Raw genomic sequence first — 24,326 nt, 5'->3', positions numbered from 1 at the left:
AACGCTTTATAACTGCCAGACTAATGAACCAGTTTAATGTGCCAAATTAGCAAACCATTTTTGGTACGGTTGATACACGTCGTAAAGCCAATTAAAGACTGCGGTATACACTAAAATAAAGCCTAAAACCCCAGCTTCTAATATTAAGGTGTCAATCAGACTTAATGACAAATACCATGACACTAATGGGATGGTGAAAAATAACATCCCGCCTTCAAAACCCAATGCATGAACGACTCTAATGCCAATTTTACGCTCAACTCTGTCAGAACCGTTGAGCTTATCAAACAATATGTTGTAAACGTAGTTCCAAAAAACAGCAAACAATGACAAACAAATACTCACTATCAACATGTCTGTGCTGTTTTTTTCCACTAACATCGCACTCACTGGCACAATAAAGGCCAACGCTATTACCTCAAAAGACACGGCGTGGAACACTCTTTCTCTTCTTTGCATGTTTATCTCTATTTAATGGTGACGTTTTGGCTATTTTCATCCAATATATAGATACATTGAAGTTGGTAAGTATCGGTAAAAACGATATGTATAGTATTGAACAGCTTGAGGCCTTTGTGGCGACCGTAAAAACGGGATCATTTTCATCTGCAGCAAGAGCGCTTAATAAAGCACAATCAGTTATCAGTCAGCATGTGATAAATCTTGAAATTGACTGTAATAGCGAACTATTTGATCGCAGTGGCCGCTATCCTCAATTGACACCAGCAGGTAAAAAACTACTGCCCCATGCCCAAGTGTTGCTCAGCCAGCATCAACGACTGCGCGATTGCGCCCAAAGTTTAGACCAACAAGCAATATCTGAATTGACGATTGGTTTAGATGAAGGAATACCTCTACAAAAGCTGTTCAATATTATTAATGAGCTCGAAGCTAAGTTTCCGACAATTACGCTTGAGTTTTTAACCGCATCAAGCATCGATATTATCGATATGATTGATACTGAGCGGGCTGTCACCGGCATTATTTTCAGCGAGTTAACGATCCCGGCTCACATCGATTTTGAATCTATTGGGTCAATTAAATTTGATATGTATGTGGCCAGCACACATCTCTTAGCACAACAGATATATGATAATTTAGCCCATTTGAAATTGCATCGTCAACTATTGATACGGTCACGAAATACTAAATCCAGTAGCTTTCAATTCGCCATTAGCCCAGACGTTTGGTACGCCGACAATTATTATATTTTGCTAGAACTTGCATTGCAGGGCCATGGCTGGTGTTTACTGCCCAATCATATTGCCAATCACTACGTGGATAGCGGGCAACTAGTCATGTTACCGTCTGAATTTAAAGAGATTGGTTGGCAAGCAAATGTTGATGTTATTCAACACCATCGCTACAGTCACGAACCGGTGTTTAAGCAACTCAGACATTCTTTGCGACAATTACTAACGTATTCAGCATGATGATGAACACTTTTAAAAATTGTTATTTGAGTTCACAATAACTTCGCAGTTAATGACATTAAACGAGAAAACCTACTATGCAACAACATCAAAACCCCCTGTTTATTTCGCATGGTTCTCCTATGATGGCTGTTGAAAACAGCAACACATCGCGTTTTTTACAACGACTAGGCCAACAGCTCCCTACCCCAAAAGCCATTGTGGTATTTTCGGCCCATTTAGATGTCACTGACGATGTGGTGATTACCGCTGGAGCGCGTCCTGAAACAATACACGATTTTTATGGTTTCCCTGATGAACTGTATCAAATTCGCTACCCTGCACCTGGCGCACCTGTATTGGCAAAACAAATTGCCGACACGTTTATGAGTGCAGGTATTAAGGTCAATTTATCTATAACACAAGGTTGGGATCATGGCGTGTGGATCCCACTGAAATTAATGCACCCGCAGGCGAACATTCCCATTGTACAAATATCCATTAATACCCGTGTAAGTGCAGCGCAAAACTATCGTTATGGACAGCTTATAGCATCGTTAAAACACGACAACATTCTTATCATTGGTTCTGGTGGAATAAGCCATAATTTAAGCGAGGTTTTTCGTCAGCCTAAAACACCCAATGGCGTTGATATGATGAATCAATTCACAAAGTGGGTTGAAGAGAAATTAGTAAACAATGATACCGAATCGTTGTTGAGCTACATACAGCTCGCGCCGTTTGCCCAGTTTAATCATCCGACTCAGGAACATTTTTTACCGCTTATTGCTATTTTAGGAGCAAGTGAAGCAAGTGTTGCCAAAAAAATACATCAAGATGTTGAGTATGAATTGTTAGCACTCGATGCTTACTCGTTTACTTAAACAGGATGTATTAGATAATAAGCATAGAGTAAAAATTTAAGCTTATGTATTCGCAATATTAATAATAGCTATTGAATAAAATAGCCGCAATCACATGACAGTAATTCAAACATATTGGACGTAGTAGGTAATTCGTCATAAACTGCAATGAAGTCTTATATTTCATTGTCGATACATTTATAAACTCTTCCTAAGTGTTTTTGGTAAAAGCTTGATCTTCATTGAGTTATTTCGCTTATATTACAGTACTGAATACGCTATATTATTAAACATATCTTGCTATAACAATATCATGTCTAGCATGGCTCATACGTTGATAAGTAACCCCAAGGAAACGATTTATGCTGATTGAACATGACATTACTGACGTTTGTGTTGGAATGTATGTGGTCGAAATAACCGAACCCAAAGATACGTTTTCGCTCGCTAAACCTGGTGTGCTTAAAAGCGAACGAGTCATTGAAGCATTAAAGCGAAAATCGGTTACTAAACTGCTTATTGATACCAGTAAAACTGAAGTTATTGTCGAAAAATCCGAGCAAAAAATCAGTGTGCCTAAGCCTCAACCGCCTCGTAAACTCACGCCTGCACGCACCGATGTTAAGGCAAATTTCTTTAATCAAGAAATAGTGAGAGCACGCCAAGTGTTTAATGAGTCAAAAGACATTCAAAAAAAGCTGTTTCATAATGCACAGCATGGTTTGCCTCTGGACATGGATCCGGTACAAAAAATTACCGCTGAATCCACAGATTTAATTTTTAATAATCCAAATGCTTTGTCATGTGTGATTAATATTCGTAATAAAGATGAATATTTATTAGAACATTCTGTGTCTGTGTCCGTGCTGATGACCATGTTTGCCGTGTACAAAAAAATCGACAAAGACATTGTTAATCAATTAGCTATTGGTGCATTTTTACATGATGTTGGAAAAATTATGATCCCAGATCGGATTTTAAACAAGCCGGACAAACTGACCGATGAAGAGTTTCATATTATGAAAACTCATGCAAGTTACTCAATTGAAATAATGAAAAGCACCCCAGGGATCAGTCCGCTGAGTTTAGAAGTAGCTAGCTTACACCATGAAAAACTCAATGGATTAGGTTACCCATTTGGCGTACCAGCAGAAAAAATCACCCTTTATGGCCGCATGATCAGCATATGCGATATTTATGATGCGCTGACTTCACACCGCTGTTACAAACAAGGTTATGCCCAAGTTAAAGCGTTCAGTATTTTGCGCGCGTTAGCGGATAAAAATGAATTAGATAAAGACTTAGTCGATCAATTTATTCGCTGTATGGGCGTTTACCCTGTCGGGTCGGTGGTTCAACTTGAATCAAATAGACTCGCTATAGTGGAAGGTCATAACCCGAAAGACCCTATCCGTCCGTTAGTCAGACCCTTCTATCATTTAAAACCTGAGCATTTTGAAGCAGGAAACAAAATTGATTTAGCCACCGTGACTGACGACTTAATTGTTAAGTGCGTACGTGCTGATGATTTTAACCTGAACATGGAACAAATTATTGAGTATCTAGCTCACGAAGGATAGAGAAATGCCATTAAACGAATTTAATGGCATTTTTTTGTTTATCAAAAGCTTGCAGCACAAATCTTGCTCATTCGCTATTTAGATGCAGGCAATACTTTGAGTCCAAATAAATATCGAGTGAGCTTAAACGGCCTAATCACGTAGTAACATAGCAAGGCACACACCACAAAAGCACTCATTAATACACTGACAGATTTAATCGCAATAGACGCCTGCCACTGCACAATATAAAACGCCAATATAACAATCACGGTTTGATGCAGAATATAAAACGGATAGATTAATTCATTGGTTTGATGTAACCATGTTGGCGTCTTTTTAATATGAGCAATCGCAAAACCTGCCATGGTTAATAACCCAGACCAAGACACTAGCGTACAAACTAACCACCATAATTGCCATCGTGTTGTAAGTGACAAATACGAGCTTAAATCAGGTGAGTAATAGTAGCCATAAAACAGGATTGAACTCACGAGCAAACTGACTAAATAAGTGTATCGATGTTCAGCTATTGCCCGCCAAATAACCTCACTTTTAACAAAACACATGCCCGCAAAAAAGAAAAACAGATAGAACACACTTAATGACGGGTTTTCGATATGATGACTGTCTGATGGCGCAACATATTTGAGCGCACCACGTAATACGATTAACACTAAAACTAAAGAGAGTAAGCCAAAACGATGACGACTGATTCGTTCAAGCCATTGTTGTAATTTATTGCCGGTTTGACGTGTTAACCAGTGCCTAAATGGCACAGCAAGCAGCATAAAAATGACTAAAAACTCTATAAACCATAAATGATTACTATCAAACGACAACAGCAACTGACCATAGGCCGATGCTAAAGAGCTATATTCAGTGATGTTCTCATAATAATTTTGTGGCGGCACAATCAATATCATTCCCACCAGCAAAGGGATAAAAAGCCGGTGAAATTTACTCGATAGAAATTGGCGAACAGGCATTTTTTGCAGTAACAAAAAGCTGGCTGCACCAGCGATAAAGAACAATGTTTGCAGTCTGAGCTGTTCAAAATACACCATGATATCGTCAAGCACCTTGCTCGACTCATTGTTCATCACATGCCAGCCGTCACCATTAAAGGGCATAAACACATGGTGTAAAAATACCGCAAAAATCAATATTACCCTTAACCAATCAAGTTCTGAGTAACGTCTGTTGTGTTTTAACATTTGTTGCATAATCAATGCCTTCCTTTGGCTTATATTTGTAAAATATACTGCATGAAGGATAGCTTATCTTCTGAGATTTACTTTCACCAGCCCATACAGTTCATTATTCCCGGCTAGTTTATAAAAAAATAGCAGATAGCTAGTTTGCTATTTGTTCATGTCACACATAGCAAAGAGTCGTTTTTACAAAATTTCCTACAAAATAGGTTAACTCTAAATCAAAAGTATGCAGTAAATACCACTAATAAACTTGGTGTGTGCTACTTTATTCATATCGATATTAATCGGTTTAAATAATGAATACGTTAACCCTTGAATATATCAAAAGCATATTACCGCCACGGCCGGATAACAGTCATAAAATGACGTTTGGCCATGTATTGAATATTGCCGGTTCGCTGCATTACCGCGGGGCAGCTTATTTGTCGAGTCTATCCGCATTACGAGTGGGCGCGGGTTACGTCACCTTAGCCAGTAGCCCATCGGTATGTGACAGTGTGAGTGCATTAACACCCAACATCGTTACTTTTGCGTTACGAACGTTGTCGCCATTATCGGTTCACTCACTACAACGCACAGCAAATCTACATCTAAAAGATGCGCAAATCGTCGATGTACAAACTCTTTCACCACAAGCTGTTTTACAGCTCAGAGATAAATTGACTCAAGCCAGCGCCATTTCAATTGGCAGTGGTTTAAGCATTGGCCAAAGTACCGATCAATGCATCGATATCACAGCTATTAACACTGAGTTAACTGTAGATGTTGACGTGACTCTTTGCACTGAGATGAGCGCAGAGATAAGCACAGACTTGAACTCAGATTTGAACTCAGATTTGAATTCAGATTTACGTTCAGAGTTGCCTATTTGTAATGTCATCAAAGATAATCAACCACACTCAAACGAGTTAATCCCCCCACAAGGGAATCATGGTTTTTTTTACGCCCTACTCAACGAAATACAAACCTGCACAAAGCCAGTAATATTCGATGCTGACGCGCTAAACTTTATTAGCCACTTACTTAACCCACCAGTACCATTCGGAACAACTACGGTGACTTTGCCTAACAAGAGTATTATCACACCCCACCCAAAAGAGCTGGCAAGATTACTCAATATGGATGTCGCAACACTACAAACACAGCGGATGCATTTTGCTCGCTTAGCGGCAAAACAGTTAAATACGATTGTGGTGCTGAAAGGTAAAAACACCGTGATAACTGACGGTAATGATGTTTTCATTAACCCAACAGGTAACAGCGCGCTAGCAAAAGCCGGAACCGGAGATGTGTTAACAGGTATGATTTCAGGGTTTTGCGCTCAAGGCGTTAGCCCAATAAATGCAGCGTGTTTGGGTGTGTATCTGCATGGTTTGGCAGGCAACATTGCTGCAGAGGACTTAAGCCAATATGGCATGTTAGCCAGTGACCTACTTAGCTATATTCCTAAAGCTATTTTAAAAGTATTAGCCATTTAGCCAATGCGAAATCAGCGCGTGATGGTGACCAATACCGAGATGGCTTACCAAAGGCTATATCGTAATAGTGCATGCTATAAATGTTTATTCATACCCTATTTTAAAACACAAAAGTAAATGACCTCTGCATTGATGACTAGTGGTTATATTTAAAATTGTCTTTATATACTCTATTTTTTATTTTAAAAAATACCCGGAAATACTCTGTACTCCGGGTTACCATTAGCTATTTCAGGTTGAGACTATTTAGCAGCATTACGTGCTTCAGTCAGCCAACCGTTCCATTTATCCTGATTTTTGGTAATCCACTCATCTACGTGGCCTTGAATATCCTGGGTACTCTTTTCACCTTCGTTCATCCGAGTATTTTGTTCATTGATATCACTAAGTGGCACTGTAAATACCTCAAAAAACTTCCTTGCAGCCGGATTATGCTTGGTGAATTTTTTGTTGGCGACTATCTGGATGTCAGACACGACAAAACCCAGTTTTACCGGGTCAGAAACCGCGCCTTCAATTCCATTCACTGTCATCCGTTCAACTGCAGAACTTTGCGCCTTTGTCGGCTTTATTTCAGGCACGTTGATCCACACAACATCCTTGCCTGGCTTCAGTTTAAAAATGGTCCAATTTGGTGCCCAAGTATAGAAGAATATTGGTCCACCATTTTTATAACCCGCCATCGCCGATGCCATTCCTGCTGCATATGAAGCGGTCACCGGATTTATAGCATCTTTGAGATCGTATACATCCATATGGTGGCTGATTATTTTTTCACATCCCCAGCCTGGTGGGCAGGCGGTAAGATCGGCCTTGCCATCACCATTGGTATCAAATGCTTTCTTCACCTCAGGGCGTTTAAAATCTTCAAGGGAAGTAATGTTGTATTTATCTGCCTCTTTCTTAGACACCAAATAGCCCTGTAGACCACCGGCCTTAACCACAAAACCTACTTTTTCGCCTTTGTCATAAAATCCTTTCGGCATCTGGTCATCATGATTTGGAAACCAGCCATTGGTCCAGTAATCAACATCACCGAGAGTCACTGTTTTGTAAAAGATCGGATTCGACAGATCTTTAGGTTTTTCTACATCATACCCAAGTGTTTCAAGGCCTCGTCGTACAAGCGCTTCCTGAAAAAATCCCGTGTCCCACGTGGCTCGCGCAGGTTTGACAGTTACGCCTTCACCTGGCTGGTGATTATCGGCAAGAGCTGCAGACCCTGTCATGGTCATTGCAGCTAAAGCGACACCCATTATTACTTTCTTAATTATCATTTTCGTTCCTTATTTTTTGTTGCCATAGATTGGGTCATTATCTTTAAATAATTACCAATAATAGACCCGTACCTTTGGACTTAAATAAGCACATTCATTTTTTTTATGAATTATATTTTAAATAATATGTTGAATTCGAAATGTATTTTGAAAAATATGATAAGAACTTAGGCTTGTTCCTTTGAAAAACATCATTGCCTCTTTAGGGGCTAAATCACTATCAGCTTAGTCCTCTATTTTGAAAGCGCTGGCATACGTTTTACTGAACACTTGGGGGGTTGTATAAAAATAACCCGTAAGCACGGTATGTGTGCTCCGGGTTACCAATAAGCTATTGCAGGTTGAGACTATTTAGCAGCATTACGTGCTTCAGTCAGCCAACCGTTCCATTGATCTTGGTTTTTGGCAATCCACGCATCAACGTGGCGTTGAATGTCCTGTTCACTCTTTTCGCCATCGTTCATCCGAGTATTCTGTTCGTTGACGTCGGCAAGCTGCAGGGTAAATACTTCAAAAAATTTCCTAGCTGCTGGATTTTGCTTGGTGAATTTTTTGTTGGCGACGACCTGGATGTCAGAAGCAACAAAACCAAGTTTTACCGGGTCAGAAACTGCGCCTTCAAGTCCCTTTATCGTCATTCGTTCAACAGCAGAACTTTGTGCTTTGGTCGGATTGATTTCAGGCACGTTGATCCACACAACGTCCTTGCCTGGCTTTAGTTTAAAAATGGTCCAATTTGGTGCCCAAGTATAGAAGAAGATTGGTCCACCATTTTTATAACCCGCCATCGCCGATGCCATTCCTGCTGCATATGCCGCTTTCACTGGATTGATAGCATCTTTGAGACCATACACGTCCATATGATGGGTGATTATTTTTTCACATCCCCAGCCTGGAGGGCAGGCAGTCAGATCGGCCTTGCCATCACCATTGGTATCAAAGGCTTTCTTCACCTCAGGGCGTTTAAAATCTTCAAGGGAGGTAATATTATATTTATCTGCCTCTTTTTTAGACACTAAATAGCCACCTAGTCCACCGGCTTTCATGACATAACCAATCTTTTCAGCTTTTTTATCAAAATTTTTCGGTAGTTGATCGTTATGCATTGGAAACCAACCATTGGTCCAATAATCAATGTCACCGAGAGTGACCGTTTTGTAAAAGATTGGATTGACCAGCGTTTTGGGCTTTTCCACATCATACCCCAAAGTCTCAAGACCTCGTCGTACAAGCGCTTCCTGAAAAAAACCGGTGTCCCATGTCGCTCGAGCTGGTTTAACGGTTATGCCTTCTCCTGGCTTGAGAGTATCAGCAAGAGCTACTGACCCCGTCATTGTGATTGCAGCTAAAGCTGCGCCCAGTATTACTTTTTTAAGTATCATTTTACGTCCTTATTTTTTGGGGTTGCCATTGATTGGGTGATTCTATCTAAAATGATTGCTAATAAAACAATCGCAAGACCGCCAACCGTGGCCAAACCAATATCAAGTGTATTTAAGCCCAGAACGACAGGTGCCCCGAGGCCTCCTGCGCCAATCATTGCGGCGATAACCACCATGGAGAGCGACATCATGATGGTCTGATTAAGGCCAGCCATGATGGTCGGAAGAGCAAGTGGTATCTGAACTTTAAGTAAAACCTGCGAGCTTGTTGCCCCAAAGGCGAGCGCAGCCTCGACTAACTCTGGGTGTACCTGCCTGATACCGAGACTGGTTAATCTAACCAACGGTGGCAGGGCAAAAATGATGGTTGCAAGAACACCTGCTGTGTTGCCAATTGAAAAAAGCATCACAATAGGTACCAAATAGACAAAGGCTGGCGTTGTCTGCATCGCATCCAAAATGGGTCGGAGAATGTTATTAACACGATCACTGCGTCCAGCCCATATACCAAATGGCACTCCAACAACAGTACAGAACACAACAGATGAAAATACCATGGCGAGGGTTATCATGGTTTCAGACCAGAAACCAAGCAGACCAATGAGAATCAACGATGCAAGCGTAAAACCAGCAAGTTTGAAACCTGACACCCGCCAAGCAATGACGCCAAACAGTGCGATAACAAGTAGAGGTGGAGTTGCCAGAAGTCCATCTGACACACTTGATAAAATGAAGTCTACGGGCCATTTTATCATCTGAAAAAACCATCGATACCCTTCTACCAACCAGTCAACAAGGCTTGTGATCCATGCATCTAAGGGAATAACTCTTTCATCAAAACTGAACATAATATAAAACTCCTGAAGCTAGTATTCTAAGATGCTGACTGCTCAAAATAAGTCCCCTTTTCTGCACGGTTTAAGGTACGAAGAAACAGATTTTTAGAAACAACTCCGCGATATCTATTTTCTGAGTTTACAACTGGAATAGGCCAAGAATGAGATGCTACCAAAGATAAAATGTCCTGAAGGCTATCGGTTTCCTGAACCGATTTAGCTTCTGTAAGGAAAGCATGCTCAAGTTTGCTGGTACCATTCCCCTGGTCAATAGCGTCGCGCAGAGAATCAGAAGAAACAACACCCAAATAACGATGTTCTGAGTCGAGTACATAGGCAAATTCGCGATCTTTCATACTCAACATTTCTAATGTGGCTCGTGGGCTACCTGCTTTAGTATGCCAAACGACCGTTGGCTGGCTATCGCGGGCAATGTCCCCTGCGGAGATAACACCGGTTGGATCCACACCACGGAAAAATGCGCGTACATAATCGTCAGCGGGATTTTGCAAAATCTCTTCTGGCGTCCCCACTTGAATAACTCGGCCGCCCTGCATGATGGCAATTCGGTCGCCAATACGTAATGCTTCGTCTAAATCATGGGAAATAAAAATGATGGTGCGCTCATGACGGTCTTGCAGTTTCAACAGTTCATCCTGCATTTCTGTCTTAATAAGAGGATCAAGCGCCGAAAATGCCTCATCCATGAGCAAGATATCAGGATCAACCGCTAAGCCTCGCGCCAATCCCACTCGCTGCTGCATACCACCACTTAACTCATTGGGATATGCATTCTCCAAGCCTTCAAGTCCGACTTGTTTTAAGGCATCTAGAGCTCGCTCTTCACGCTGTTTCTTATCCATGCCATCAAGCTCGAGGCCAAAAGCTGCATTTTCTAACACTGTCTGATGAGGCATAAGAGCGAAAGACTGAAAGACCATACTGGTTTTGCTTCTGCGAAACCTTACCAGCTCATCCTTATTCATTTTGAGGATATTTTGACCATCAACTAACACCTCTCCAGATGTTGGTTCAATGAGCCTGTTTAGCATTCTTACTAGAGTTGATTTTCCTGAGCCAGACAGACCCATCACGACAAAAATTTCACCTTTGTTTACGGTAAAACTTGCACCTTGTACTGCAACTGTAAGCCCTGTCTGTTCGTAAATTTCTTCTTTGCTTTTCCCTTGTTCAAGTAATTTCACTCCCTTGCGAGGCTCAGAACCAAAAACCTTATAGAGGTTTTTTATTACTATTTTTTCCATAATATTTTCCATGACGCTCTTTTACGCCGTTCTGCTTTTTTGTACTAACGCTACATAAAAAGCACGTGAATAAATTCTGCGCTGTTAAATATTTACCACACACTTTCGCGATATATTTTATACACTAGTCCCTAAACGCTCATCATGTCAATGTTAGTGTTTTCATAAATACAGATAAATCATTGAATTTAATTGTAAAAATACAACAGATATTACCCTCAATTTTAACAAGGATAATATTACTGGTTTAGTAACCTATTCGGAGTGTTATTAGCGGTAAAGCGCTTTAATAAACCTTTATAAACGGCTTAACTAGCAATTTTTAAATAGTAGTGGTTAATAAATAGCAGCCCTAATTAGCGGTGCTTAAATAATTAGGCCAAGCTTTATTAGGCTACTGCCAATGAGAAGTATAGCTACCTCTGACATCCATGTGTCAGCGGCTTATAATTATACTTTAAACCGACTCAACTGCTGCTTTAGCATATGGACTTCATGATCTAACTGGTCTCTTTCATCGAGTAATTGTAAGATTAATGCAATGCCACTCCAATCGAGTGCCAGATCACGTTGAATGCGCGTGGCTTTTTTCACTTGATGTAAATTCTCGACACTAAAGCGCCATTGTTCTATCACCTCACCCTCCAGTGGCATGGCAATACTGTGCTCTACAAGTTCAAGTAGTAATGCTGAGCTGATATCGCTGCACTCACACAGTTCATCGCTACTCAACCAACAATCTTGTTCGCTTATATTAATCTGCAGCATCGTTATTTACTCCAACTGGCACGTGGGTCGAATATATTTTTCTCTGCTAATTCAGTCCACAATTGTTTGCTTGCTTCATCTGGCGATGTCGGGACGACTATTTTGAGTACCGCAAATAAGTCCCCATGTACTTTTTTACTGAGTAAGCCTTTTCCTTTTATACGTAAACGCTGTCCTGACTGACTATTAGCAGGGATAGTCAGTTGAATATGACTGGTTAACGTGGGAAGTTTAAGCTTGGTACCCAGCACTGCTTCCCATGGTGCTACGGGTACAACAATACTTAAATCTCGACCATCAACATCAAACATGGGATGAGGCACAAAACGAATTTGTAAGTACAGATCACCGTTATCTGCCTTGGTCGGTCCCGGACCGCCCTGTCCTTTCAAGCGAATACGTTCACCATTAACAACGCCAGCAGGAATTTTAACTTTTAACAATTTAGGTTGCTCAACGATACGACCGCTGGGATCCCGTTGTTGTAAGGTAAACTCGACTGGCTTTAGAGTATCGACCAATGTTTCTTCAAGAAACATCGGAAACTCAATTTCAATGTCTTGGCCTTTTTGAGGCTGAGTTTGGCGCTGTCTATGTTGGCTACCTTGTTCAAAACCTCCGCGGCTAGAGCCAAAAATTGAACTAAAAAAGTCTGAAAACTCTTGATCGGTTTGTGGATCGCTTTGCTGTTGTCCCCAGGTTTGCCCTGCACCATTCGCTGCGCCTTGATTGGCATAACGATTTTGGGTTCTATTAAGGTGATGATGACGTAATTCGTCATACTCGGCACGCTTTTTAGTGTTATGTAACACCTCATAGGCTTCACCTATTTCTTTGAATTTCGCCTCAGCATCTGGATGTTTACTCACGTCAGGATGATACTGCACGGCGAGTTTTTTATAAGCGACTTTAACCGCTTTATCATTCGCTTTAGGATCGATGCCTAATACAGTGTAATAGTCTTTAAAATTCATTTTATCCCCTCACAAAAAGCAAGTTTGCAACGGATCATTAGACAACTTTGAACCCATCTACATTAACGAGTTTAGGCCCACAGACAAACAACACGCTTGATCTTGATCAACTCTATTACAGTATAACGAGTTTAGTTAATGAGCATTACATGATTAAAAAAACATCTCTCTTTTAAAAACAGCAACAACATAACCCTATGAAATGGATTTATATCCAACACATTATACGTTTAGAGTTGTTCACAAAAAGTGCCCATATTGGTTAGCGATATTTAGCTAACTCAATGACACAAAAACAGTACTATCATCTAGTTTTGGTCACGATGTCACCTTGACACAACAGCACGAAAAAACAGTGTCAGCAGCATAAACTCGGGGGATTAAAAATCAGCATTAGTTAAGAGTAAACTCATCATTGTGAGTGATTTACCTTGATATATCTCAACAAGTTGACTCAGATCACATTGCTGTTGCAGCTTAGTATTACACTTAATTTAAATGACACCTCAAGTGTGGCGTGTGCTATCGACTAACTTCACGTTCTCCAGCCTTGTATCGATGCTCAAATAATGAGAGGCCCATAATATGACATCAGATAAACAACAACCGACAACATCACACGATACTGATATTCGTCAAACGTTAGGACTCGATAAGTCTAGTGCAAAGCACAAGTTTGCGGGTAAATGGTTTTGGATTGTTGGGGGAATTGTTATTGTTATCATTGTAGTATGGCAAATATTCACTAACGGCCAATCGCAAACTATTCACTATAAAACGGCCAATGCCAACCGTGGATTATTGAGTATAACGGTTACCGCTACTGGCACGCTCGAACCCGTCAATCAGGTTGAAGTGGGCTCAGAAATTTCTGGCACAATTAAAACGGTACTGGTCGATTTTAATGATTACGTTAAAAAGGACCAAGTACTTGCGCGCATGGATACAGATCAATTGCAGGCCAAGGTAAACCAAGCTAAAGCATCTCTTGACTGGGCAAAAGCGCAGGTTAAACAAGTTGAAGCGACCATTATCGAAACCAAAAACAGCTTAAGTCGTTCCCGAGAACTCGCTAAAACGGGCATGTGTTCAGTACAAGAATGTGAAGCATCACAAGCGACATATGATCGCACTGTAGCCAATCTTGCAAGTGCTAAAGCCCAAGTCGTACAGTCGCAAGCAGCGCTTGATTCAGAGTTAACCACACTAGCAAAAGCCACCATACATTCACCGATTGATGGTATTGTGTTAATTCGTGATGTTGAACCAGGGCAGACCATGGCTGCCTCATTTCAAACACCGGTGATGTTTACCTTGGCAGAAAACCTCACTCAAATGGAATTACACGTAGACGTAGATGAAGCCGATGTTGGCCAGATTAGCGTGGGACAAGAGGCATTGTTTACTGTGGATGCTTATGCCAATCGAAATTTTCCAGCCAAAATTTCTGAGGTTCATTTTGCTTCTCAAACCGTTGATGGTGTGGTGACCTATGAAACCGTACTAATTGTCGATAATTCAGCCTTATTACTGCGTCCTGGGATGACGGCCACCGCGGATATTTTAGTTAAACAAGTATCCGATGCATTGCTGGTTCCCAATGCAGCCTTGCGTTTCAGTCCTCCAGAACAGGAGCAACAAGCCGCTAGCAGTGGCGGCTTAATGAGTAATTTACTTCCACGACCTCCAAGCAGCTCACAACCTCAAGAACACGCAGTAAACAGCAACAAAAATCAACAACACATATGGACACTACGCGACGGCCAACCCATTTCCATAGAAGTCACCACCGGATCGAGTGATGGAATTAACACTGAAATCACTGCTGGCGACATTGAAACGGGCATGGCATTAATTATCGATACCATCAGTAACAAACAGTGAAGGATATGATGCAAAGCCAGCAACCCTCCCTGATTGAGCTCAGGGACGTCACCAAAGTTTATGGCTCAGGACAAGCAGAGATGCAGGCCTTGGGCGGAATAGATTTAACCATCGAGCGCGGCGAGTTTGTGGCGGTGATGGGGCCTAGTGGATCAGGAAAATCAACCTGCATGAATGTGCTAGGTTGCTTAGATACACCAACTGCAGGCAGTTATAGGTTTGATGGTATTGATGTTGGTTCGTTAACTCGCGATCAATTAGCATTACTAAGACGTAACTATCTCGGTTTTGTGTTTCAGGGATTCAATTTACTTAACAGAACATCTGCACTGGAAAATGTTGAATTACCACTCATCTATCGAGGCATGCCAGCTGCTGAGCGTCGTGAGCATGCATTGAATGCACTCAAAGTAGTAGGCCTTAACGGCTGGGAAGATCACACCCCGGGAGAATTATCTGGTGGCCAACAACAACGAGTAGCGATTGCCCGCGCGATTGTGACTCAGCCCTCGGTGTTATTAGCCGATGAACCCACGGGTAATTTAGATTCATCGCGCAGTCGAGAAATAATGGAACTGTTAAGCTCATTTAATCGCGACCAAGGCATCACCATCGTAATGGTGACTCATGAGCCAGACATGGCAGCATTTGCCAAACGCCAAATACACTTCCTCGATGGCTTAGTCGCTCATGATGCCAACAACCAAGGACACAGCTGATGTTATGGAATGCTTTATTATTGGCTATGCGAGAAATTCGTCGCAATGTTATGCGGTCATTTCTTACGGTTTTGGGTATTGTCATTGGCGTAGCGGCGGTGATTATTATGGTCACTATTGGTGGCGGTGCAACACAACAGGTGACACAGCAAATTTCGAGCCTGGGCAGTAACCTGTTAATGGTCTCTCCTGGTCAGCGAATGGGAATGGGCCAGCGGTCCTCAGCATCGGCATTTCGTCTCGATGATGCTGAAGCTATCAGCAGAGAAATAAGCAACATCAGCGCAGTTGCTCCCTCCGCATCGCAGAGTGTTACCGTCGTTTTCGGCAATGAGAACTGGAGTACCAGTATTAGCGGTTCAACCAATCAACTTTTTGAAGCCGGAAACTGGGAATTTAAATCGGGGCGTCAGTTTGTCGAAAGTGAATTACGAGCAGGCAAGGCTGTTTGCATAATAGGTGAAACCGTTCGCAAGGAATTGTTTGGGGAACAAAACCCAATTGGACAAAAAATCCGCCTAGAAAAGCTGTCATGTGAAGTCATAGGGCTACTTAATTCCAAGGGGCAGTCAACAATGGGAATGGATCAGGACGATTTGGTGGTGATTCCGTTACGCACTTTTCAACGACGACTAGCGGGTAATCAGGATGTCAGACTGATCCAAATATCAGTTAAAGATGGCGTATCAACCCAGAAAGTAGAACAAGCTGTGACTGAATTGCTGCGTGAACGTCGCCATATATCAGCCAATGAAGATGATGACTTTTCGGTAATGGATCTAAAAGAAATCGCCAATATGCTAAGTGGTACAACACGAGTATTAACTATGCTACTGGGTGCCGTTGCTGCAGTGAGTTTACTGGTTGGCGGCATTGGCATTATGAACATCATGTTGGTGTCGGTCACTGAACGAACACGAGAAATCGGCATTCGTCTAGCCATTGGCGCACTTGAACGAGAAGTCCTATTACAGTTTCTGGTCGAAGCCATTGTGCTGTCTTCACTCGGCGGAATTGTCGGCATTATACTGGCATTGGCAGGCTCAGTTGCGCTAGCAAATTTAATACAAGTTCCGTTTGTATTCAACATGAGTATTGTGGTGGTATCGTTTCTATTCTCTGCAGCTGTAGGCGTCATCTTTGGGTATTTCCCTGCCCGTAAAGCCGCGCAACTAGATCCAATAGAAGCCCTGCGTCATGAATAGCCTTTATCCTCAACGCAAATTCGGTTTATTGTGCTTCTATGGTGTTAATTACGTCCCAATCAGTGCGAGATAAATCAACCGGTTATACTGGAATCTAGTTAACAACTCTAATGAACTCGAAGAGTGAATGTCACCTTTAATGTCAATAATCCACATTGTCATTTGTTTAAGCAAATTAACTCAATATCTGACCACACAGAAATGCTTTACGGACAATAGCAGAACAGCAGTGCTACTATAGCGAATAACCTAAATAGATTATCGTTTGCCTTGGTTACATCACTATCATTACCGGTTAATAAATGAAGATAACTAATGGCCTCTGCGACAGCGATATATTCGACCACAATGTCGAACGTCAATATTGTCGTGTTTACTCGTATAATGCTAAATAGATATTAACAATTCTTTAGTCATCACAAACTAGCAGGTCTATTCATGACAGCCGAAGTACTCGAAATTCAGAGCTTTATTGCTCAGTACGCCCCCTTTGATCAGCTTCCAGAACAAGTCTTAATTGACGTTGCCAAAAGTGTTGAGATTTCTTATTACCGCACAGACAGCATGATTGTTAACTTTAATGACAACATTAAAGAGCTTTATATGATCCGCAGCGGAGTCGTAGAGTTATATCGCCGTAAAGGTGAACTTTATAATCGTTTAGACCAAGGTCAGTTATTTGGGCAAATGGGCTTATTAACCAATAATAAAGTACGTTTCCCCGCTAAAGCAGTAAAAGATACGCTGGTTTACTGTATTCCTGAGTCTGTATTCAATGACTTATGCGAGAATTATGATGATTTTGCTGATTTCGTTGAAGCTGAGGATACCACCCGTTTAAAACAAGCGGTAAAGGGTAAAACCGATGATGCTAATGCACTAACCACCTCAAAAGTGAAAACCTTAGTTACCAGAGAGCCTGTGGTTCTATCTTGCCATAGCTCCATACAAGTGGTGGCCAAAATAATGGCCGAGCAAAACATTTCTGCGGTATTAATAAATGACCCTGATATAGATGATCAACAAGATAGCAGTTTTGTGGGTATTATTACCGAACATGATCTCTGCGCTAAAGTCATCGCTGCCGGAGTTAATGTAGATAATCCTATTTCACAAGTCATGTCGACCAGTTTAATATCGCTGGATCATAACGCATACATTTTTGAAGCTATGTTGCTTATGCTGCGCAATAATATTGATCATCTACCTATCTTAAAAAATAAAAAACCGATTGGTCTTATTGAAGTTGCGGATATCATTCGCTACGAATCACAAAATAGTTTGTTGTTTGTAAGCAGTATCTTCCAACAAAATAGTTGCGAAGATTTAGTGCTACTTTCTGCGCAGTTAAAAAACTGCTTCGTACGCATGGTTAATGAAGATGCCAATTCACACATGGTCGGACGGGCAATGTCTGAAATTGGTCGTAACTTTAAACAACGTTTGTTAGAACTAGCAGAAGAAAAATTCGGCCCACCGCCTGTTCTTTATTGCTTTTTAGCACTGGGGTCGATGGCCCGTGATGAACAGCTAATGGTGACCGACCAAGATAATGCCATTATCCTTGATAACAGCTATAACGCTGCGTTACATGGTGAGTATTTTGCGAAGCTAGCAGATTTTGTTTGCGATGGTTTAGCCGCCTGCGGTTATAGTTACTGCACTGGTGATATTATGGCAAGCAACCCAGAATACCGTAAAACTCGTGCTCAATGGGAAGATTGTTTCGGTGATTGGATAGAAAATCCTAACCCGCAAGCTTTATTAAACTGCTCTATTTTCTTTGATCTTACCGGTGTTTATGGCCGAGTAAAATGGGCGGAACAGCTAAATGCATTTATCTTAAGTAAGGCCAAGAAAAACAACCGTTTTCTAGCCTGTTTAGCGCACAATGCCCTCAACCGAAAACCACCACTTGGATTCTTTAAAGATTTTGTGATGGAAAAAGATGGTCGTCATAACAACTCTATTAATTTGAAACGTCGTGGTACTGCACCATTGGCAGATTTGATCCGAGTACACGCATTAGCAATCGGCTCGCAATCGCAAAACTCATTTGAACGTTTAGAAGATATTATCGACGCAGGCATTCTGCCAACATCAAAGGGCGAAGATTTACAACATGCTATGGAGCTTATCTCTCTGGTACGTTTACGTCATCAATCAACGGATATAGAGTCTGGGATTGAGCCTGATAATAATATTGAACCTGAAAGTATGTCAGATTTTGAAAGACGAAATCTTAAAGATGCCTTTTTAGTGTTAAGCAATGCGCAAAACTTTTTAAAATATCGCTACAGTTCGAACAAACTTTAAAGGTTAACTCATGACTAATTTCAGTAACCAGGCGATTTTAAACTGGCAAGCCTTTCTAGAATTAAAAGTGCAAAACAGTAAAGATAGACGCCTGCATGATTTCTATCATGCGGGAACTTATCACAATGAAACACCATTAAGTGATATTGAGTTTGTCGCATTGGATTTTGAAACAACTGGTTTAGATTCACAGAAAAACAGCATCATTAGTATTGGCTTAGTGCCATTTACCTTGCAGCGTATTTTCTGCCGTAAAGCAAAAAAATGGTATCTCAACCCTAAAGATAAATTACAAGAAGACTCTATTATTATTCACGGTATCACCCACTCTGATTTACAAGATGCGCCTGATTTACTATTGATTTTAGAGCAGCTTTTAAATGAATTAGCCGGTAAAGTCGTGGTAGTGCATTATCGTCATATTGAGCGTGATTTTCTTGATCATACGCTACGCATGTTGATTAATGAAGGCATTGTGTTTCCGGTTATCGATACCATGCAGATTGAGGCTAATGTACAACGAGAAAAATCGCAGGGATTATTTAATTTCTTTAAAAGAAAACGCACAGAATCAATTCGCCTTGCAAATAGTCGTGAACGTTATCATTTGCCCGCTTATGCCCCTCATGATGCGTTAACTGATGCCATAGCCACCGCAGAGTTATTGCAGGCTCAAATTAAATATCATTTTAGTCCCGACACTGCGATTAAAAATTTATGGTTATAAAGTTTAGCTGAACAGAAATATTTATGAAAAAAAAGCCGATGAATTAATCATCGGCTTTTTTGTGTGAATTATTAAGTCCTGAAATGTGTTTGCACTTTAAGGACTTAATTTCAACAATTAGCTTTTATTATGCTTTTCGGTACGCATACCCATCAACAAACTGACACACATAACCAATAGAATAATGGTAAAGGGTAATCCAGTTGAAATAGCACCCGCTTGAAGTGCTTCAATCGCCTGAGTACCACCAACCCAAAGTAATACAGCTGCAATAGCACCTTCTATTACAGCCCAAAAGATGCGTTGAGGGATCGGAGCATCAATTTTACCACCAGCAGTAATACTGTCGATAACTAGTGAGCCTGAATCCGAAGAAGTAATAAAGAAAACCAGCACCAATAGCACAGCCAACATTGATAACAGATTACCTAAAGGCAACGAATCAAACATTTGGAACATAGCTAGCGGAACTTCAGTTAATCCCTTACTGCCCAATGTACCCACATTATTGATAACTTGATCAATTGCGATACCACCAAATACAGACATCCATAAAATAGTGACTACGGTTGGCACAATCAATACAGTGGAAAGAAATTCACGTACTGTACGACCGCGTGAGATACGAGCAATAAACATACCCACAAATGGTGACCATGAAATCCACCACGCCCAATAAAACACAGTCCAACCGTGCATCCAAGCTTCGTCTTCACGACCGATTGGATTACTCAATGGAATAATATTCTTTATATAACCCATTACCGTTGTTGGAATTGTACCCATTGAAACAGCAAAAGTAACAAGTGCTACAAAAATGAGTAAAGCAACAGCTAGTAACATATTGATATTACTAATGACTTTAACGCCGCCTTCAAGGCCGCGTACTACCGAGATAACAGCTAACAACGTCACTACTACAATAATAGTGATTTGTAGGGTTAAGCCGGCTTCAATGCCAAACACATGATGGAACCCAGCTGCAGCTTGTTGAGCACCTAAACCTAATGAGGTTGCTAGACCAAATAATGTGGCTAATACGGCGAAAATATCAATGATATGTCCAGGCCAGCCCCATGTGCGGTCACCCAATATAGGGTAAAAAGCCGAACGAATAGAAAGTGGTAAACCTTTGTTATAAGCAAAGAAAGCCATAGACAGCGCTACCACGCCATAAATTGACCAAGGATGTAATCCCCAATGGAACATTGTGGCACCAAGTGCAAGTTCTGCAGCTTCAGGTGTATTAGCAACCACATTCAATGGTGTTTCATACCAACCGGTGTAATATGCTAAAGGTTCTGCAACGCCCCAAAACATCAAACCAATACCCATGCCTGCAGCAAAAAGCATTGCTATCCATGAAAGTCTTGAATAATCAGCTTTTGCATCATCTCCGCCTAAGCGAATTTTACCAAAAGGAGAAACGATTAATGCTAAGCAAAAAATCACAAAAATATTAGCAGACCACATAAAGAGACTGTCAAATGTGCCGATAATTTGCCATTTTAAGCCATCTAAAAACTCTTTTGATGTTGCCGGATCGATAATTAAGATTGCAATTAAAAAAGCAGCGATTAACCCTGCGCTTATCCCAAAAACGGCGTTATGAATATCAAAGCCCCATTTTTGGATGTTATCCTGTCCAACAGTATAATCGGTATTATCTATACTGTATTTGTCCTTATTTATCTTCATAAACCCTCGGTTAGAGCCGCCTTGCCCTATTGATTTGATACTCGATTGCATCTTAGATAAGGATTTTAACAAAATCGGAAGGTGATTTCAGTCTTATTTCATTATCAGGTTAATTTTAAAATATAAAACATATAAATAATCATATATTTAAATAACACAAGCTGCATTTTCACTTAACCGAACATGCACCGTTCATCAAATATCCGCAATATCTTTGCTCTTCCTCAGAAAATAGCTACTTGCAGTAAAACATTAATGCCGTTTAGGTGTAGTGTTTGTTTATGTTTGCATAAGCAATTACAGCTCATTCATCAATCACTCTCAGCACATCGTGGACATTGTGAGTTTATACAGCTTCGCCTAGTGGAAATGTCTGAGCCAATCTTGCTACCACTTTCACTACAATTTAGGCCTAAATTTAGGCATCCTCAATATGTAGCCAAGCTACCATTAACTCTTAATGAGTTAATAATAATGTTCTTATGGGTAATGAAAAAACGGTATGGTTCAGGGCTGTTTCTCCAAGGTATTAATTTGACCTTATTTGAATTTTTATTTTTAAGCGGGGAATGTTCAATGTTATTGGCGCACAGCAACTAAATATAATTTTGGCTGCTGTGCATTAGGTCTTTAGTCAATGAATTAACAACATAATTCCAATGTGTAGATTTTTATTGGTTGCATGCACATAAAATAATAATCATGCGCCGGATAGCGCTAATTATTTATTACTCTTCTGCCTTGTAACCAATTCTAAACCCACCCCAATGCTTTCCATTAACGTAAATAGGTGCAGACAGATCATGCATCACTTCACCGGTATCACGCTTATAAGTTTGCAGTAAAAAAGTTTCGGTGTTGCTGCCGCATCGCTTGCCTGTTGGGTCATCAAAAATACGCTTGGTGCGATTACCAGCAAGGTCTTGTTCCCGATTTCCGGTTAAAGGCTTAGAAAATTTGAGATTATGGGTAGGGAAATAGCCTCTTACATCCACAGCTCCTGCATAAATAATATCTGCGTTATTTTTTAAAATGACCTCTTGAATGTTAGGTAAATTTGAGTCTGTAAAACGGTCAAAACCGGTGGTGAATTTTTGCGGGTCGGTTTTAGGGATTGGTTGGTAATTTGAGTCAAATAACTGTGCTTGTGTAAGTGAACCTTTTTCCAAAGCGTATTCAAAAATGGTTCCGACATCAGCCGCTGCATTAAGCGCGACATTAGCAATAATTGCGTGTTTATCCGATAAATCGAAACTCTGCAGATGACGAAAAATCTGTTCGGCAAAGCCACTGAGTTCAAGAACGCGATCTGAAGCTTCTATTAAGTCGGTATCAACTTTGAGTATAGAGGCCCCTATTCCTTCAATATTTGCACCAATACCATTGGTATTATCAACGGTTAACCCTACCGTTTGATCCATTTGCAGCATTTCGCTTGCTGCACCGGCCATACTTTCTTGGCTCGCTTGTGTGAGGATATAGATCTCATTCATGCGTTGAGAGAGCTTCCCCCCCATCTCACTCACTCGTTGCATTGCTTGTACTGATTGAATGCTATTCTCGCCAATTTCTGACAACAATGATTCGATACCTTGCGTTGCTTCAGCCGTTTTATGTGCCAGATTACGAACTTCATCGGCTACCACGGCAAATCCTCTGCCTTGCTCACCGGCTCTGGCGGCTTCAATTGCGGCATTGAGGGCCAACATATTGGTTTGATCAGATAGTTGATTAATAGTGTCGGTGATACTGCTTATAGCATTAGCTTTATTTTTAAGTTCGATTAATAACACTGCCGTTGATTCAATCTCAGTAGACAGGATGCGTTGCTGTTCATCGACTTGTTTTATTTCTTTGGCGTAGCTGGAAGCTTGGGTGTTTGCTTCTTCAACCAGTAAACGTACTTGGGCGGATTGGCCTAAAAGTTGTTGAGCACCTTGCTCTAAATTACCTGCTCGTTCTGATATTTCTTGAACATGCTTAACTTGTAAACCCATTGCATGTGCTAGTTTTTCGATAAAAAATGACACTTCAGCCCCACCAATGGCAATCCGAGTGGCAGCTTTGCTAATACCACTAGCAACATGCTCATCTTGTTGAGATGACTCAAGGATTTCTGGGCTAGTTTCTTTTTTGTGGGTAAGCAGTAACGTGGCCACAGATGCGAGTGCGATCAACAATGCATACAGCCAAGGAGATAGAGTGAAATAACTCAGTAGCACAGTGATAGCAAATACCACTAAACCATTAATAAAAATTGTTCTATTTAGCATGAATACTCCAATCCTTTTTTATTCAGGTTAGCATTGTCTATGTCATTGTAGGCTATCGACTTTGGTCTATGGCTAAACGGTCATCTCAATCTAAGGCTTAAACCGTATTTATGACGCAATAGAGCCACAGCAAGAACTTGATATTGCATTTATTTGTGAACAAACCACGACATTAAGCATCAAGTGATCAATTCGAGCATTTTAGTGTAGTTTACAGATGCAACGATTCGACCAAAAATGCTGCTCTAATAGCAAAAGAAGTGCTAATGAACCGTTGTTTGTTATTAATCGAACACATGAATAACTTCACGGTTGACCGCAAAGAAATCCCTGGGAGTCATTCAGACAAAACCTCTTCACATTTGAGTTAAATAAAGTATTAGTTGCTACATCAATCGATGTAAAAGTGTAGTTGATGGATTTTAAACCTTAGATTTAAACCTTAGATTGTAAACGTCAGATTTTTTAACGTT

The 24,326-nt window shown here is 40.8% G+C and carries 19 protein-coding genes; 9 read left to right on the top strand and 10 right to left on the bottom strand.

Annotated features, from left to right (window positions below):
• Nucleotides 1-33: 33 nt before the first annotated feature.
• Nucleotides 34-459 (bottom strand): PACE efflux transporter, encoded by a 426-nt coding sequence (locus SFRI_RS09390; RefSeq protein WP_011637292.1) that lies wholly within the window; start codon nucleotides 457-459, stop codon nucleotides 34-36.
• An 86-nt stretch (nucleotides 460-545) separates the two neighbouring features.
• Between SFRI_RS09390 and SFRI_RS09385 the strand changes: the two genes are divergently transcribed.
• The 3 genes from SFRI_RS09385 (at nucleotide 546) to SFRI_RS09375 (ending at nucleotide 3,855) form a co-directional block, all read left to right on the top strand.
• The gene (locus tag SFRI_RS09385) at nucleotides 546-1,433 is read left to right on the top strand and encodes a LysR family transcriptional regulator (protein ID WP_041413545.1); all 888 of its coding nucleotides are present in this window, start codon (nucleotides 546-548) and stop codon (nucleotides 1,431-1,433) included.
• Between the two features lie 77 nt (nucleotides 1,434-1,510).
• Nucleotides 1,511-2,296: a DODA-type extradiol aromatic ring-opening family dioxygenase gene (locus SFRI_RS09380; RefSeq protein ID WP_011637290.1), complete on the top strand. Its 786-nt coding sequence runs from the start codon at nucleotides 1,511-1,513 to the stop codon at nucleotides 2,294-2,296.
• Nucleotides 2,297-2,637: 341 nt separating this feature from the next.
• Entirely contained in the window at nucleotides 2,638-3,855 is a 1,218-nt protein-coding gene (locus SFRI_RS09375; RefSeq protein WP_011637289.1) for a cyclic di-GMP phosphodiesterase, read from the top strand.
• A 74-nt stretch (nucleotides 3,856-3,929) separates the two neighbouring features.
• Here the strand turns inward: SFRI_RS09375 and SFRI_RS09370 are convergent, their stop codons facing one another.
• Complete coding sequence (locus SFRI_RS09370; protein WP_011637288.1) at nucleotides 3,930-5,060, bottom strand: acyltransferase family protein; 1,131 nt, start codon at nucleotides 5,058-5,060, stop codon at nucleotides 3,930-3,932.
• A 287-nt stretch (nucleotides 5,061-5,347) separates the two neighbouring features.
• Here SFRI_RS09370 and SFRI_RS21000 point away from each other — a divergent pair, with 287 nt between their 5' ends.
• On the top strand, nucleotides 5,348-6,529 hold the full coding sequence (locus tag SFRI_RS21000; protein ID WP_011637287.1) for an NAD(P)H-hydrate dehydratase: 1,182 nt from the start codon (nucleotides 5,348-5,350) through the stop codon (nucleotides 6,527-6,529).
• Between the two features lie 242 nt (nucleotides 6,530-6,771).
• Here SFRI_RS21000 and proX (SFRI_RS09360) read toward each other — a convergent pair whose 3' ends face one another.
• The 6 genes from proX (SFRI_RS09360) to SFRI_RS09335 form a co-directional block, all read right to left on the bottom strand.
• Nucleotides 6,772-7,806 carry a glycine betaine/L-proline ABC transporter substrate-binding protein ProX gene (proX, locus tag SFRI_RS09360; protein WP_011637286.1) on the bottom strand — a complete coding sequence of 345 codons (1,035 nt, stop codon included), beginning with the start codon at nucleotides 7,804-7,806 and terminating at the stop codon, nucleotides 6,772-6,774.
• A 347-nt stretch (nucleotides 7,807-8,153) separates the two neighbouring features.
• Nucleotides 8,154-9,188, bottom strand: coding sequence for a glycine betaine/L-proline ABC transporter substrate-binding protein ProX (gene proX / locus SFRI_RS09355; RefSeq protein WP_011637285.1), 1,035 nt, complete (start codon nucleotides 9,186-9,188; stop codon nucleotides 8,154-8,156).
• Nucleotides 9,185-10,036: an ABC transporter permease gene (locus tag SFRI_RS09350; protein WP_011637284.1), complete on the bottom strand. Its 852-nt coding sequence runs from the start codon at nucleotides 10,034-10,036 to the stop codon at nucleotides 9,185-9,187. Before SFRI_RS09350 ends, proX (SFRI_RS09355) begins: the two co-directional genes overlap by 4 nt.
• A gap of 26 nt (nucleotides 10,037-10,062) precedes the next feature.
• Nucleotides 10,063-11,289, bottom strand: coding sequence for a glycine betaine/L-proline ABC transporter ATP-binding protein ProV (proV, locus tag SFRI_RS09345; protein WP_182750827.1), 1,227 nt, complete (start codon nucleotides 11,287-11,289; stop codon nucleotides 10,063-10,065).
• 450 nt (nucleotides 11,290-11,739) lie between these two features.
• Nucleotides 11,740-12,057, bottom strand: a complete 318-nt coding sequence (locus tag SFRI_RS09340; protein ID WP_011637282.1) for a chaperone modulator CbpM — start codon at nucleotides 12,055-12,057, stop codon at nucleotides 11,740-11,742.
• A 2-nt stretch (nucleotides 12,058-12,059) separates the two neighbouring features.
• On the bottom strand, nucleotides 12,060-13,031 hold the full coding sequence (locus SFRI_RS09335) for a DnaJ C-terminal domain-containing protein (protein WP_011637281.1): 972 nt from the start codon (nucleotides 13,029-13,031) through the stop codon (nucleotides 12,060-12,062).
• 585 nt (nucleotides 13,032-13,616) lie between these two features.
• On the opposite strand from SFRI_RS09335, the gene SFRI_RS09330 reads away from it, so the two are divergent.
• The 5 genes from SFRI_RS09330 to SFRI_RS09310 all read left to right on the top strand — a co-directional run bounded on the left by SFRI_RS09330 (nucleotide 13,617) and on the right by SFRI_RS09310 (nucleotide 19,882).
• The gene (locus SFRI_RS09330; protein WP_011637280.1) at nucleotides 13,617-14,915 is read left to right on the top strand and encodes an efflux RND transporter periplasmic adaptor subunit; all 1,299 of its coding nucleotides are present in this window, start codon (nucleotides 13,617-13,619) and stop codon (nucleotides 14,913-14,915) included.
• An 8-nt stretch (nucleotides 14,916-14,923) separates the two neighbouring features.
• Nucleotides 14,924-15,634 carry an ABC transporter ATP-binding protein gene (locus SFRI_RS09325; protein ID WP_011637279.1) on the top strand — a complete coding sequence of 237 codons (711 nt, stop codon included), beginning with the start codon at nucleotides 14,924-14,926 and terminating at the stop codon, nucleotides 15,632-15,634.
• On the top strand, nucleotides 15,634-16,839 hold the full coding sequence (locus tag SFRI_RS09320; RefSeq protein WP_011637278.1) for an ABC transporter permease: 1,206 nt from the start codon (nucleotides 15,634-15,636) through the stop codon (nucleotides 16,837-16,839). Before SFRI_RS09325 ends, SFRI_RS09320 begins: the two co-directional genes overlap by 1 nt.
• Nucleotides 16,840-17,277: 438 nt before the next feature.
• Nucleotides 17,278-19,155 carry a putative nucleotidyltransferase substrate binding domain-containing protein gene (locus SFRI_RS09315; protein ID WP_011637277.1) on the top strand — a complete coding sequence of 626 codons (1,878 nt, stop codon included), beginning with the start codon at nucleotides 17,278-17,280 and terminating at the stop codon, nucleotides 19,153-19,155.
• A gap of 10 nt (nucleotides 19,156-19,165) precedes the next feature.
• Complete coding sequence (locus SFRI_RS09310; RefSeq protein WP_011637276.1) at nucleotides 19,166-19,882, top strand: 3'-5' exonuclease; 717 nt, start codon at nucleotides 19,166-19,168, stop codon at nucleotides 19,880-19,882.
• A gap of 117 nt (nucleotides 19,883-19,999) precedes the next feature.
• Here SFRI_RS09310 and SFRI_RS09305 read toward each other — a convergent pair whose 3' ends face one another.
• Both SFRI_RS09305 and SFRI_RS09300 read right to left on the bottom strand, forming a co-directional pair.
• Entirely contained in the window at nucleotides 20,000-21,580 is a 1,581-nt protein-coding gene (locus SFRI_RS09305) for a BCCT family transporter (protein WP_011637275.1), read from the bottom strand.
• A 728-nt stretch (nucleotides 21,581-22,308) separates the two neighbouring features.
• Nucleotides 22,309-23,853, bottom strand: a complete 1,545-nt coding sequence (locus tag SFRI_RS09300) for a methyl-accepting chemotaxis protein (RefSeq protein ID WP_011637274.1) — start codon at nucleotides 23,851-23,853, stop codon at nucleotides 22,309-22,311.
• Nucleotides 23,854-24,326: the final 473 nt, after the last annotated feature.

Source organism: Shewanella frigidimarina NCIMB 400 (genome assembly GCF_000014705.1).
GTDB classification, from domain to species: Bacteria; Pseudomonadota; Gammaproteobacteria; order Enterobacterales; family Shewanellaceae; genus Shewanella; species Shewanella frigidimarina.
Note: the sequence above shows the minus strand (reverse complement) of the source record. Positions and strands in the feature narration are given on the sequence as shown.